The sequence below is a fragment of the Enterobacter mori LMG 25706 genome (assembly GCF_000211415.1).
Taxonomy (GTDB): Bacteria; Pseudomonadota; Gammaproteobacteria; order Enterobacterales; family Enterobacteriaceae; genus Enterobacter; species Enterobacter mori.
In genome coordinates this window covers 1-13,107 of the sequence record NZ_GL890776.1, presented here as the reverse complement: position 1 = coordinate 13,107, position 13,107 = coordinate 1, and the positions used below count along the sequence as shown (strand labels likewise).

General features: G+C 47.1%; 12 protein-coding genes and 3 pseudogenes. 9 read left to right on the top strand and 6 right to left on the bottom strand.

Features of this window, described 5'->3' with window-relative positions:
* Positions 1-248: 248 nt before the first annotated feature.
* Together ENTMO_RS0109875 and ENTMO_RS0109870 are read right to left on the bottom strand one after the other, a co-directional pair.
* The gene (locus ENTMO_RS0109875; protein ID WP_010430023.1) at positions 249-1,721 is read right to left on the bottom strand and encodes a sensor domain-containing diguanylate cyclase; all 1,473 of its coding nucleotides are present in this window, start codon (positions 1,719-1,721) and stop codon (positions 249-251) included.
* 313 nt (positions 1,722-2,034) lie between these two features.
* The gene (locus ENTMO_RS0109870; protein WP_010430020.1) at positions 2,035-2,280 is read right to left on the bottom strand and encodes a DUF2543 family protein; all 246 of its coding nucleotides are present in this window, start codon (positions 2,278-2,280) and stop codon (positions 2,035-2,037) included.
* 334 nt (positions 2,281-2,614) lie between these two features.
* On the opposite strand from ENTMO_RS0109870, the gene ENTMO_RS0109860 reads away from it, so the two are divergent.
* Entirely contained in the window at positions 2,615-3,370 is a 756-nt protein-coding gene (locus ENTMO_RS0109860; protein WP_029485042.1) for a glycosyltransferase family 25 protein, read from the top strand.
* Between the two features lie 119 nt (positions 3,371-3,489).
* On the opposite strand, the gene icd is transcribed toward ENTMO_RS0109860, so the two are convergent.
* Entirely contained in the window at positions 3,490-4,740 is a 1,251-nt protein-coding gene (gene icd, locus ENTMO_RS0109855) for an NADP-dependent isocitrate dehydrogenase (protein ID WP_003857898.1), read from the bottom strand.
* A gap of 117 nt (positions 4,741-4,857) precedes the next feature.
* On the opposite strand from icd, the gene rluE reads away from it, so the two are divergent.
* From rluE to ENTMO_RS0109820, 8 genes and pseudogenes are all read left to right on the top strand, one after another.
* On the top strand, positions 4,858-5,511 hold the full coding sequence (rluE, locus tag ENTMO_RS0109850) for a 23S rRNA pseudouridine(2457) synthase RluE (RefSeq protein ID WP_010430011.1): 654 nt from the start codon (positions 4,858-4,860) through the stop codon (positions 5,509-5,511).
* 9 nt (positions 5,512-5,520) lie between these two features.
* Positions 5,521-5,994, top strand: coding sequence for an NUDIX hydrolase (locus tag ENTMO_RS0109845; protein ID WP_010430009.1), 474 nt, complete (start codon positions 5,521-5,523; stop codon positions 5,992-5,994).
* Positions 5,995-6,034: 40 nt separating this feature from the next.
* Positions 6,035-7,147, top strand: coding sequence for a tRNA 2-thiouridine(34) synthase MnmA (gene mnmA / locus ENTMO_RS0109840; RefSeq protein WP_010430007.1), 1,113 nt, complete (start codon positions 6,035-6,037; stop codon positions 7,145-7,147).
* A 27-nt stretch (positions 7,148-7,174) separates the two neighbouring features.
* Positions 7,175-7,804, top strand: a complete 630-nt coding sequence (gene hflD, locus ENTMO_RS0109835) for a high frequency lysogenization protein HflD (RefSeq protein ID WP_010430005.1) — start codon at positions 7,175-7,177, stop codon at positions 7,802-7,804.
* A gap of 19 nt (positions 7,805-7,823) precedes the next feature.
* Complete coding sequence (gene purB / locus ENTMO_RS0109830; RefSeq protein WP_010430003.1) at positions 7,824-9,194, top strand: adenylosuccinate lyase; 1,371 nt, start codon at positions 7,824-7,826, stop codon at positions 9,192-9,194.
* Positions 9,195-9,597: 403 nt separating this feature from the next.
* Positions 9,598-9,789: pseudogene (locus ENTMO_RS26330) on the top strand (SOS response-associated peptidase); the annotation flags it as partial.
* Between the two features lie 488 nt (positions 9,790-10,277).
* Positions 10,278-10,748 (top strand): hypothetical protein, encoded by a 471-nt coding sequence (locus ENTMO_RS0109825; protein ID WP_010430001.1) that lies wholly within the window; start codon positions 10,278-10,280, stop codon positions 10,746-10,748.
* A complete protein-coding gene (locus ENTMO_RS0109820; protein ID WP_010429999.1) occupies positions 10,748-11,122 on the top strand; it encodes a hypothetical protein in 375 nt (124 codons plus the stop codon). The genes ENTMO_RS0109825 and ENTMO_RS0109820 overlap by 1 nt, the downstream gene beginning before the upstream one ends.
* Before the next feature lie 156 nt (positions 11,123-11,278).
* Here ENTMO_RS0109820 and ENTMO_RS26530 read toward each other — a convergent pair.
* From ENTMO_RS26530 to ENTMO_RS24040, 3 genes and pseudogenes are all read right to left on the bottom strand, one after another.
* Positions 11,279-11,365, bottom strand: a pseudogene (locus ENTMO_RS26530) (DNA-invertase); the annotation flags it as partial.
* A gap of 455 nt (positions 11,366-11,820) precedes the next feature.
* On the bottom strand, positions 11,821-12,639 hold the full coding sequence (locus ENTMO_RS0109815) for a TIR domain-containing protein (protein ID WP_010429998.1): 819 nt from the start codon (positions 12,637-12,639) through the stop codon (positions 11,821-11,823).
* Positions 12,640-12,806: 167 nt separating this feature from the next.
* Positions 12,807-13,019 (bottom strand): annotated as a pseudogene (locus ENTMO_RS24040) (recombinase family protein); the annotation flags it as partial.
* Positions 13,020-13,107 lie beyond the last annotated feature (88 nt).

Here is a 13,107-nt window from a genome sequence, read left to right as displayed (position 1 = left end):
ATGGCACAGGATTTAAGAAAGGAAATTTGTGATAAGCATCACAGGGTTTGATTGAGTAAAATCTGAGCTATAAAAAATGCCGTTCCACATGAAGTGTGGGGTTGCATCTTTTGTTGAGAAAGATTATCTTTCTCAATACTGAATAGTTGAGTGAAACACTCAGGTATTCAGTACGACATTGCTCACATTGCTTCCAGTATTTCTTGCTCACTCTTGAGTGGGCTTTTTTTGCCTGCAAGACAGACACGTCATACCGCAATAAAGGCGTGCTGGTTTCGTCCGGCCCGTTTTGCCTGATAGAGCGCGCGATCGGCAGCAATAATAATGTTCTGCTGGCTACCTGCAATCTCCACGGCACGCGCGGTTGAGACTCCTACGCTTACCGTTACCCGCCCAAAGGGGCTGAAATCGTGTTCAATATTCAGGGAGCAGACATTGCGAATAATCGATTTGCCAAGGCGACACGCCTCCTCGATATCGGTGTCAGGCAAGATGAGCGCAAATTCCTCACCGCCGTATCTCGCCACAATTTGGTTGTTCCGGGTAAGGCTTTTCCTGAGACACTCTCCCAGAAGGCTAAGACAGCGATCCCCTTCCGGGTGCCCGTAGTTGTCATTATATTTTTTGAAGAAATCCGCATCCACGATCAGCACCGAAATCGGGGAATTGTCAGCCGCACAGCGCGCAATTTCAGACAGGATCTTTTCATCAAATGCGCGGCGATTGAAAAGCCCGGTCAATGCATCTTCAGAGGCAATGATCTGAAGCTCTTTGTTAACCCGGTTTTTTCTGGATAAGTCTACATACAAAAAGTAGGAAGCCACGATGAGCACGGCGGTTAAAATAAGAATAACGACGGCGAGCTGAATGGCCTGCTTGCGCCAGGGAGACAGCGCCTCCTCCTTGCTGACCGCCACGGTCGTCACCAAACCATAGCGTTTATTTTTCTCAAACGCGTAGATGCGTTCAATTTTATCAAACCGCGAGACGGAACTGGCTATCCCGGCGTTCTGTACCTTGAGATACTCTTTAAAGAGGGGTGAGTCAGAAACAATCGCGCCAATATAGTTATTTTTAAAAGGGTGCCGAACCAGTAATACACCTGTTTGCGTCGTTAAACCGATAACCCCAGAATGACCAATGTTAATTTGTCCATATAGCGCAAGAAAGTTTTCGATACCCAGCGTAACCACGACAACCCCGTTAAAGGCCCCCGAGTGCGTTTCCAGGCGTCGACTGATGGTAATCACCCATTTACCGTTTGTTCTGCTCACCACAGGTTGACCAATAAAAATCTGCGAATTTTTATTTTCTTTGTGATAGACGAAAAATGGCCTGTCTGCCCCTTTACGGGAACCGGAAAACCCCTCGTGCAATGCCGTGAAGATATCCCCTTTCGCATCGTAGACGACGACATTATTTATCTGAGAAAGTAAATCATCCTGATTTGTTATTATCCGCTGAATATTCACAGCCTGCTGCGGTGTCATGCCATAAATTTCAATCATGTCAGAGACAGTGGTAATCAACATTTCACTTTGGCGCATAATCCCCTCAGTGTACACATCAAGGGTATGGCTCAGGTTGGCAACGCTGGTATTAATTTGTTGAATTGATTGCTGTCTGGACGTGGCGATCTGAACGACAAGCGACAGCGAAATAATCAGTGAGACGATGATGACGGTAATGGTTGTTGTGTTAAACGCGTTTTTCACATGCACGAGCTAATCCACCTTATCACGCCTGATATCCCTGGCTGACAACTCTTGTCACTGTAGCAAAGGTCAGTATAAGAGGAAAATAAATTGTACTTAAGCCATGCAAATGAAACCACCAGTATTGGTTGGTTGCGTAATTTGTCTCAACCTGATTTCTGCGAGCACGTTTTTGAAGGGGAAGAAAGTGAAACAAAATATAGCTTATTGCCAAACGTTATCCTGATTCACTCAATCGGATAGAGTATAACTCAAATTACTGAAGGGCGGTGAGCTGGGATGTCTACACGTTGACCCGACGCCCTATGCCATCAACGTGTTACTCGTTGCCCCACTGATTCAGGAAATTCGCAACGTCATCAACACGCATCGTGCGGATCCCTGCTGTGCTGGCCATCTCTTGCTGGGCTTCCTCGCTGATCTCTTCATTATTCGTCAAGCGGGTGATCAACAATTGGAAATAGTGTGCCAGCTGATCTCGCTCCGCTTCGCTCACCATTTCAGCGGCTTCCGTCGAGTACTCATCCACGATGTCATGAAATTTAAGTGGGATATCGTTGTTCATACCTGTCTCACGCCTGACAATTAAAGGGCAATATCACGATTATATCTGACGACGCTCTTCGACAAAAGCCCAGGGAAGGCTCAGTTAGTTGATTGATTGCTTCAACAGGCGATTAAAGCCCTTTCGACCCGTTTTAGCCATCCACAGATACATTTCTCGCTTAAGAATGAAGATAGCTATTGCAGCAGTAACAGCGACAAGCATAATACCGCAGTGGGATGTAGTTACGGGTTGAGCTTGATAGACAGACATATTCATGCCATGCATCTTTTTTGCTGCTCAGCTACAGAGTTCGACTCGTGACCACAATAAGGCTTTTAATAATAGGTTTTTTATGAAGATTTTTATTGTAAATCTTAAACAGTCCGTAGAAAGAAGGCAGAAAATTGAGGCCCAGCTTGTTGCTCTGGGGCTTTCTGCTGAGTTTGTAGAGGCCGTAGATGGCAGAGAGTTGTCAGAGAAAGAGAGGCAAAGTGTCACCGCTCAAGTAAATTACGCTTTTCTTCCCGGTGAGATCGGCTGTGCACTAAGCCATCAGCAAATCTACAAAAAAATAATTGATGAAAATATCAATAATGCTCTGATCCTGGAAGATGACGTTGTTTTGACCGAAGATTTTCAAAAGGTACTCCAAAACATCACCGTTCCTTCAGAGCGTCCTTCGGTTATCTTGCTAAGCCGCACAAACAAGTATTTTAAAAAACCATTAAAAGCTATTTCTGGCAATTATTCTTTACATAAAACCTTACTTGCCACGACGGCACATAGTTATATCATAAACAGTGAAGCCGCAAGATCGTTACTAAAAGGACTTTACCCTGTCTGGATTGTGTCTGATAAATGGGGGCTGTTTGAAGATATGTCATTGGTTGAGGTATATTCTGTTGTACCTCACCCTGTGCATCTTTCTGATGAAGCCAAGAACTCTACGATTAATGTTCCCCAGGATGCGCACGAAATCCATATAAAAAAGAAGAAAATATGGAATGAGCTCATGGCAGGCAGAACCTTTAAGACTAAAATCAAGCACAAATTCAGAAGAGCGATACTTCCCCTTTTCAGTAAAGTAATTAATCAAGGGAAAGGCTAAATTTTCAGGTTGAGTTGACTCGGTTTAATATTTTCAACAACAAGCGTGATTATAACACTTATCGGGTTAAAAAAACGGGAGCCCTTAGGCTCCCGTTGATATTTAATCCAGCGAGTAGATTACATATTCGCGATAATAGCGTCGCCAAACTCTGAACATTTCAGCAGCTTAGCGCCTTCCATCAGACGTTCGAAATCGTAAGTGACGGTTTTCGCGTTAATCGCGCCTTCCATACCTTTAACGATCAGGTCTGCGGCTTCGAACCATTCCATATGACGCAGCATCATCTCTGCGGACAGAATGATAGAGCCTGGGTTCACTTTGTCCTGGCCTGCGTATTTAGGCGCAGTACCGTGGGTCGCTTCAAACAGGGCGCACTCGTCGCCGATGTTCGCGCCAGGGGCGATACCGATACCACCAACCTGCGCTGCCAGGGCGTCAGAGATGTAGTCACCGTTCAGGTTCATACAGGCGATTACGTCGTATTCAGCAGGACGCAGCAGGATCTGCTGCAGGAACGCATCGGCGATCACATCTTTAATGATGATCTCTTTGCCGGTGTTCGGGTTCTTGATCTTCTGCCACGGGCCGCCGTCGATCAACTCACCGCCGAACTCTTCGGTCGCCAACTGGTAGCCCCAGTCTTTGAACGCGCCTTCGGTGAACTTCATGATGTTGCCTTTGTGAACCAGGGTCACAGAGTCACGGTCGTTGGTGATCGCGTATTCGATGGCCGCACGCACCAGACGCTTGGTCCCTTCTTCGGAGCACGGCTTAATGCCGATACCGCAATGCTCAGGGAAGCGAATTTTCTTCACGCCCATCTCTTCGCGCAGGAATTTAATCACTTTTTCTGCGTCAGCAGAGTCCGCTTTCCATTCGATACCCGCGTAGATGTCTTCTGAGTTTTCGCGGAAGATAACCATGTCGGTCAGTTCAGGGTGCTTAACCGGGCTTGGGGTGCCCTGATAGTAACGAACCGGACGCAGACACACGTACAGGTCCAACTCCTGACGCAGTGCCACGTTCAGGGAGCGGATACCGCCGCCAACTGGCGTCGTCAGAGGGCCTTTAATTGCAACGCGGTAGTCGCGGATCAGGTCCAGCGTTTCTGCTGGCAGCCAGACGTCCTGGCCATAAACTTGAGTCGATTTCTCACCGGTGTAAATTTCCATCCAGGAAATTTTACGCTCGCCTTTGTAGGCTTTCTCAACAGCGGCATCAACCACTTTCAGCATTGCCGGGGTAACGTCTACACCGATACCGTCGCCTTCAATGAACGGGATAATCGGATTGTGGGGAACGTTAATCTTGCCGTTTTGCAGGGTGATCTTTTTACCTTCCGCCGGAACAACTACTTTGCTTTCCATTAACCTCTCCTTCGAGCGCTTCTGGTTGTTACTGATCTTATGTTAATAAATTGTAATGAGCCCTTCGATAGTACCTGAATGTCCGACGCCATGAAAGGTCTTCGTTATTAGGCTATAATGCGGCAATTGATAACGCCTGAAAATACCATGAAGAAAACTTCTTTTACAAAACACCGGGTTGAGCGATTCAGCTCGCGACAAGCCACCAGAAGACCGCAAGAAACCCAGCCGACGCGGGTGATTCTGTTCAATAAACCCTACGATGTTTTGCCGCAGTTCACCGACGAGGCCGGGCGCAGCACGCTGAAGGACTACATCCCCGTGCAGGGCGTCTACGCCGCCGGACGACTGGACCGCGACAGCGAAGGGCTACTGGTCTTAACCAACGACGGCGCCTTGCAGGCGAAGCTCACGCAACCGGGTAAACGTACCGGGAAAATTTACTTTGTGCAGGTTGAAGGCGAACCGGATGACGCGACGCTGGCGACGTTGCGCAGCGGCGTGACGTTAAATGACGGTCCCACCCTGCCCGCGGGTATTGAGCGCGTGAATGAGCCGGAATGGCTATGGCCGCGCAACCCGCCGATTCGTGAACGTAAATCCATTCCGACAAGCTGGCTTAAAATCACCCTTTACGAAGGCCGCAACCGTCAGGTTCGTCGGATGACGGCACACGTTGGCTTCCCTACCCTGCGTCTGATTCGCTACGCCATGGGCAGCTACACGCTGGATTCACTGGCGAACGGCGAATGGCGGGACGCTGTCCCTTAAGGAGAAACGATGTTCAAACCGCATGTTACGGTCGCCTGTGTGGTTCACGCCCAGGGCAAATTCCTTGTTGTTGAAGAGAGCATCAACGGCAAAGCGCTGTGGAACCGGCCTGCCGGGCATCTTGAAGCCAATGAAACCCTACTCCAGGCAGCGAAGCGCGAGCTGTGGGAAGAGACCGGCATTCACGCTGAGCCTCAGCATTTCATCCGCATGCACCAGTGGATCGCGCCCGATAGCACCCCCTTCCTGCGTTTTTTATTCACCGTTGAGCTTAGCGAAACGTGCGCCACTGAACCGCACGATGACGATATCGATCGCTGCTTGTGGGTGACCGCCGACGAGATCCTGAACGCGCCAAACCTGCGCTCGCCGCTGGTTGCGGAAAGCATCCGCTGCTGGCAGTCTGCGGTTCGCCTGCCGCTGGATGTCATCGGAGAATTTAACTGGCCGTTTACAGAGGGTGTCAACGGTGGGGGGGCGTGATAGAATACGCCGCCTTGAAGTTCAATGTCGTGAGTATTCCATGTCAGATAATAGCCAGAAAAAAGTGATCGTCGGCATGTCCGGCGGTGTCGATTCCTCCGTTTCCGCCTACCTGTTACAGCAACAGGGCTATAAGGTGGAGGGCCTGTTCATGAAGAACTGGGAGGAAGATGATGGTGAGGAATATTGCACTGCCGCTGCGGATCTCGCCGATGCGCAGGCCGTGTGCGACAAGCTTGGCATTGAACTGCACACCGTAAACTTTGCGGCGGAATACTGGGACAACGTCTTTGAACTGTTCCTGGAAGAGTATAAAGCGGGCCGCACGCCGAACCCCGATATTCTCTGCAACAAAGAGATCAAATTCAAAGCCTTCCTGGAATTCGCCGCAGAAGATTTGGGCGCAGACTACATTGCGACCGGTCACTACGTGCGTCGCGCAGATGTGAATGGCAAAAGCCAGCTCCTGCGCGGTCTGGACGGCAATAAAGATCAGAGCTACTTCCTTTACACGCTGAGCCACGAACAGATTGCCCAAAGCCTGTTCCCGGTCGGCGAGCTGGAAAAGCCGGAAGTGCGTAAAATCGCCGAAGAGCTGGACCTGATCACCGCCAGGAAAAAAGACTCCACCGGCATCTGCTTCATCGGCGAGCGCAAATTCCGCGATTTCCTGGGACGTTACCTGCCTGCACAGCCGGGTAAAATTGTCACCGTCGACGGTGAAGAGATTGGCCAGCATCAGGGTCTGATGTACCACACGCTCGGCCAGCGTAAAGGTCTGGGTATCGGCGGGACCAAAGAAGGTAGTGAAGATCCGTGGTACGTCGTCGACAAAGATGTTGAAAACAATATTCTGGTTGTCGCCCAGGGCCACGATCATCCGCGTCTTATGTCCGTTGGGCTTATCGCGCAGCAGCTGCACTGGGTCGATCGCGAGCCGCTGAAAGGCACGCTCCGCTGCACGGTGAAAACACGCTACCGTCAGACCGACATTCCCTGCACCATTACCGCGCTTGATGACGATCGCATTGACGTGCGTTTCGACGAGCCGGTCGCAGCCGTCACCCCGGGTCAGTCCGCTGTCTTCTACAGCGGTGAGATCTGCCTGGGCGGCGGGATCATTGAACAGCGCATGCCGCTGCCTGCTGTTTAATACGATTGCACACATAAAGGAGACCGTGTGGCGAAGAACTACTATGACATCACCCTGGCGCTGGCGGGAATTTGCCAGTCAGCCCGTCTGGTGCAACAGCTGGCGCATCAGGGTCACTGCGACGCCGATGCCCTGCACGTTTCACTTAACAGCGTTATCGATCTCAACCCGGGCTCTACGCTGGGTGTTTTCGGCGGCAGTGAAGCCAATCTTCGTCTCGGTCTTGAAACCCTGCTCGGCGTGCTCAATGCCAGCAACCGTCAGGGGTTAAACGCGGAATTAACCCGATACACGTTAAGCCTGATGGTACTGGAACGTAAGCTGAACGCCGCAAAAGGCGCAATGAATACGCTGGGCGATCGCATTGCCGGGCTGCAGCGTCAGCTCGATCATTTTGACCTGCAGTCGGAAACGCTGTTGAGCGCGATGGCGGGGATTTATGTCGACGTCATCAGCCCGCTAGGCCCGCGCATTCAGGTCACCGGCTCTCCTGCGGTACTGCAAAGCCCACAGGTTCAGGCGAAGGTTCGCGCCTCGCTGCTGGCAGGCATCCGCGCCGCCGTGCTGTGGCATCAGGTCGGCGGCGGCCGCCTGCAGTTAATGTTTTCTCGTAATCGCCTGACCACTCAGGCAAAACAAATTCTTGCTCATTGTTAACCTCCCGGAGTTGCGAATTATGGAATTATCCTCGCTGACCGCCGTATCCCCTGTCGATGGACGCTACGGCGATAAAGTCAGCGCGCTGCGCGGGATCTTCAGCGAATATGGTTTGCTGAAGTTCCGTGTTCAGGTTGAAGTGCGCTGGCTGCAGAAGCTGGCCGCCCAGGCAGCAATCAAGGAAGTTCCTGCTTTTGACGAAAAGGCAAACGATTACCTTGATAAAATCGTTGCTGACTTCAATGAAGAAGATGCTGCGCGCATTAAGACCATTGAACGCACCACCAACCACGATGTGAAGGCGGTTGAGTATTTCCTGAAAGAGAAAGTGGAAAGCGTTCCTGCCCTGCACGCCGTGTCTGAATTCATTCACTTTGCCTGTACCTCTGAAGACATCAATAACCTGTCTCACGCGCTGATGCTCTCCACCGCGCGCAAAGAAGTCGTGCTGCCATACTGGCGTAAAATCATCGACGCGGTGAAAGCGCTATCTGTGGAATATCGCGACATTCCGCTGCTTTCCCGTACCCACGGCCAGCCAGCTACCCCATCTACCATGGGTAAAGAGATGGCGAACGGGGCATACCGTGTGGAGCGTCAGTATCGTCAGCTGGAACAGGTTGAGATCCTCGGCAAAATCAACGGTGCCGTTGGCAACTATAACGCCCACATCGCCGCCTATCCGGAAGTGGACTGGCACCAGTTCAGCGAAGAGTTCGTGACCTCTCTGGGCATTCAGTGGAACCCATACACCACCCAGATCGAGCCGCATGACTACATCGCGGAACTGTTTGACTGCATCGCCCGCTTCAACACCATCCTGATCGACTTCGATCGTGACGTGTGGGGCTATATCGCGCTGAACCACTTCAAACAGAAAACCATCGCCGGTGAAATCGGTTCGTCCACCATGCCGCACAAAGTGAACCCGATTGACTTCGAAAACTCCGAAGGCAACCTGGGCCTGGCGAACGCCATGCTGCAGCATATGGCGAGCAAACTGCCGGTTTCCCGCTGGCAGCGTGACCTGACTGACTCCACCGTACTGCGTAACCTCGGCGTAGGCATTGGCTACTCGCTGATCGCCTATCAGTCCACCCTGAAAGGCGTGAGCAAACTGGAAGTGAACCGCGATCGTCTGCTGGACGAACTGGATCACAACTGGGAAGTGCTGGCGGAGCCAATCCAGACCGTGATGCGCCGCTACGGCATTGAAAAACCGTACGAGAAGTTGAAAGAGCTGACCCGCGGCAAACGCGTGGACGCTGAAGGCATGAAGCAGTTTATCGACGGTCTGGAACTGCCGGAGGACGAGAAAACGCGTCTCAAGGCGATGACCCCGGCGAACTATATTGGTCGCGCCGTCACTATGGTTGACGAGCTTAAGTAACCCCTTCTCCCCCTTTTCGCCCGAAAAGGGGGATGCTTTTCCCCGGTTTAGTCAATGTTTATCACCACAACAACATAATCAGCGTTAGACTATTTGGTAGAAATCAGAATCACTATTAAATCAGTAAGTAACTAATAAATCAGCGACTTATAAAAAGCTCTGTGTGGACTTTATCGGACAATATAGGCCGTTTTAACGCCCCAAATCATGCCCCCGCTTCAATTTTGCCCCCAATTATGCCCCCACAATTTACACTTTTGCGTATCACCTTCCAGTTTCACAACGTATCGCTTTACGCATCTCTTACTCATCAGCATAATCGCCTCGAATCCGTTAGTAAGACTTAACCAGTGCGCTACTTTTTCTCCCAGCCCTATACATTCAGTCTACTGACTGGAAGTTTCTGTGTGGACGTTTCGCACAAGCAGAAAGCCGTGAAGAGTATCTGGCTTATCTAGCCGATGAAGGCGATCGCGTCATCGTATATGACCCAGAGCCGATTGGCAGTTACAACTTCTCACCAGAGACTAAAGTTTTCCTGCTGAGCGAACGTGACGAGCAGTTGCACTTTGATCCTGTTTTCTGGGGGGGAGCTCGCTGGTTAAACGTGGTCATTAAGCAGAAGGCTTTCATCTAGTCACATCTGCGGCTGATAAAGATCTTGATGATATGTTGTGCTAACTTGTGAAGCGGATCGTGATTTGGTGCGGCAGAATATGGCCGGGAAAGAAGCAAAGGAGATAGTTTACAAACTTTTAGCTTAAGAGATAATTTCTTGTGGCATCCGGTATAATTTTGTAGGAAACGCGAAAATTAACGGTTGATAATTAACCAAAGCGATAATGGTATGCTACCAAAAGTGAAGCTACATTTGTTGCAGAATCCATATAATGAGCAAAACGAATGAACCATGCCCATTCTAATAACAGCAAAGTCAAGATAATTTTGCATTAACCACAAAATCCTACTTAGTACGAACACACGCTGTAACTTCAAACCATGGTCATTATGTACTCTATGTAATGATTGCAATTTGATGAATCTTATACATAATATGCTTGGGATGTTCATAGGGGCAGGAGTATGGGTTTCCATATATCACAATCGATTACGGATGCGGCAACCATTTTAACCATCATAAGTTTTTTCATGACATTATGGGTTATCAGGACTACTAATTTCTTGAAAAAAAAATTCAAAAACAAAGGCAGGCTCCCTGAAATTAAGACTGAAATCTCTCAAACTACTAACAAAATATTTAGCATATTAACAAGCCGTGAACTTGACAATAACTGGATTGAGTTTAACCGAAGGTTTTCTATGGAGGTTAAGACTTGCTATCCAGTAATTGATAATTTGCTGAGTAAAGTTGAAAGCGACCAAAAAAATGCGGTTATAAACATTTTAGATTTGATTGCTCCAAAAACTCGCTTCTTCGGAAGACGAAAAGTAATAAAAATTAGCAATAAAGATAAAGCGTGGGATATATACCAAGATTTATCTTCATTAACAGTACATTTAGATCAAATAATGAAAGACATGAGGTGGGACTAATGTTTAAGGACAATGATTTAAATAAACTTTATGTCAAATTAAGCAGGGAGACATCGGAAGATAAACTTGTATGGAAAGTTGTACTTTCAAAAGCTATTTTCGCGCTTACTGAGGCGAACGAGGATCGTATCGGCGCGGTTTATACTTGTGATTATAAAGGGAAAAAGCTTGTTATCTATCTGAGGAAATATAAACATTTCTTTGATGATGTGGAGTGGGCATGGACCGAAGAACCCCAACTTGCGATAGTCACTGATAATTATGAAGTTCTCTGGAAAAGCAGGTATTGCGATTCCACATTAATAAATTTATATGAGATTGTTTCACGGCAAGGCTCGGGTTTCAATGATTTAATTGATGACCTAATTCCATAAATAAAATTGCTCTATTATCGAATTTCTTAGCGAGGGTTTTTACTAAGGCTCTCGTTTCTTTTTTAATAAGCAATCACAATAGAACAGTTTCAATAACTTTACTTAATGACCGCATCTCTATATGAAGAGATTTGAGCCGTTTTGAAGTAAAGTTTTTTATAAAAGAGTACAAACAGCCACATCATAGATGATCGCCATCTGTTTTCTGTCTACGTCATTCGCAATAAGTCGGCACGCATACGCCTATTTCTTCTGGCCAGTCTCATGAAAAATATGACTATATAAATCTCAATACAGGCAACAATGACTTTTTAATAGTTCCAATTTATTCCCTGACATAATTTCGCCTCCGAACTTAACCTTATTTATACTTTTTTCTCTTTTTTTTATGACCCACTTTACAGTTGACGTTCGAATGAACATGGCAACCCTATCCAAAATTGAAAGAATCAAAATGAATTGTCATTGTTTGTAGGAGATCTGACTCGAAGTTAATTTTCTCATAATCTCAAGCACTAATATAATCACTAAATATCTAGCCAAATTCGTCCATAGCTTAGAAATAGACTATGGAAAAGATGTGACTTTCAATTAAAAAGAACGAAAATCTAGTTTTGAATAAATTCAACAATCTGGCTCACTTTAACAATTAGAGCCAGATATTAAGAAAAAGTATAAAAGAGCCTTAAATCACTTATCTATAAAAGCTTATTGAAATCAATATCATAGCCTGCGGCCTTCATTTCTTTTGCTATGTCAACTTGCCAATCACTATCATTTATATAAACAACTCCACTAATATCATTAGGGAGTTCAATTGCCCCCTCCACCAATGGAGTTACGTTTTCGCGTCCAATCTTACCTATTAAAAAACCATGTTCAAATATAACATTCTGCCTAGCCCTGTAATTTAAATCGCCGCTTTCAGCTACACTCTTTACATTTCCCATGTCGTCTGGTGTATATAAAACAATTCCGAAACCAACATCGTTTGAGTATTTTTCAATCTTTTCAATTATCGTCATACTCCTACTAGCCTGCTCATGAAGAATGATCGCATCAAAGCCAAGCTTCTCAATAAAACGCGCGGTACGTTGTTTGGCCTCGCCATCATGCCCATGCACTATAAAAACTTTATTCTTAGGTTTTTCACTTTGACTTATTTCGACTTCATATTTTTTGTCATCTTTTATTTCACGAATATCGTACTCATCATTCTCTACATCCAAAATCAATGAGTCAATGTAAGCATCCATTGTTTCCCCATCTTCTCGCCAAAATCGCTGAGCATCACTTTCACCATACCTTACTGAATATGCATAATGTGTTAGCTTTGCATTTAAAACCTTTGTTTCACCAGGTAGAGTTTCGTCTAAAAATTGAGAGAATTTTCTACGCCATGCATTAAATCTTTCATTGCCAAATTCACGTCCACGAGACTGAAATGCCTGTAACACTTCGCCAAGCAATCTTTTTTTGAAAAGATTGAGACCATCGATAACTTCTTGCTTGTTCATTTTTCCTCACTTTTCTTAAAATTTATATTACTCAAACCATTTACAGTTAGAGTGATACCTAGAATAAATCATTATCAACATTATGTTAATCGAATGCTTCTAATTTCAAAAGTAGAAATTTCAATTACTTACACCACAAATAATGATAGTTACCAGCGGAAGATAATTCGCATACTTCGACCGAGTCGATCCAGCCTCCAAACCACCAGCGTATCCCCCTCATTCAGTGCCTTGAGAAGTTTTTTGAGTGCTGGCCGGTTTGCCACTGTTCCGCTCATTTTTTCTTCGAAAATCTGGTCACATCCTGCGCGTTCGAGGGCGTGGCGCTGAAGATCCGTATTTTGGTCATTTGTTGACACCCTTACATGGCCAATTTGCATATTTTTCACCCAATAAATTCTGCAAAAAAATCAGGTGAAGTTATCGGCCAGGACGACCCATGGCAATCTATAAAACGTCGGTTTAGGA

Excerpts from the sequence above, each read along its gene's own strand:
- ENTMO_RS0109870 (WP_010430020.1), bottom strand. The coding sequence starts at position 2,280 with ATGAACAACGATATCCCACTTAAATTTCATGACATCGTGGATGAGTAC.
- ENTMO_RS0109860 (WP_029485042.1), top strand. The coding sequence starts at position 2,615 with ATGAAGATTTTTATTGTAAATCTTAAACAGTCCGTAGAAAGAAGGCAG.
- icd (WP_003857898.1), bottom strand. The coding sequence starts at position 4,740 with ATGGAAAGCAAAGTAGTTGTTCCGGCGGAAGGTAAAAAGATCACCCTG.
- rluE (WP_010430011.1), top strand. The coding sequence starts at position 4,858 with ATGCGGCAATTGATAACGCCTGAAAATACCATGAAGAAAACTTCTTTT.
- ENTMO_RS0109845 (WP_010430009.1), top strand. The coding sequence starts at position 5,521 with ATGTTCAAACCGCATGTTACGGTCGCCTGTGTGGTTCACGCCCAGGGC.
- mnmA (WP_010430007.1), top strand. The coding sequence starts at position 6,035 with ATGTCAGATAATAGCCAGAAAAAAGTGATCGTCGGCATGTCCGGCGGT.
- purB (WP_010430003.1), top strand. The coding sequence starts at position 7,824 with ATGGAATTATCCTCGCTGACCGCCGTATCCCCTGTCGATGGACGCTAC.
- ENTMO_RS0109825 (WP_010430001.1), top strand. The coding sequence starts at position 10,278 with ATGGGTTTCCATATATCACAATCGATTACGGATGCGGCAACCATTTTA.
- ENTMO_RS0109820 (WP_010429999.1), top strand. The coding sequence starts at position 10,748 with ATGTTTAAGGACAATGATTTAAATAAACTTTATGTCAAATTAAGCAGG.
- ENTMO_RS0109815 (WP_010429998.1), bottom strand. The coding sequence starts at position 12,639 with ATGAACAAGCAAGAAGTTATCGATGGTCTCAATCTTTTCAAAAAAAGA.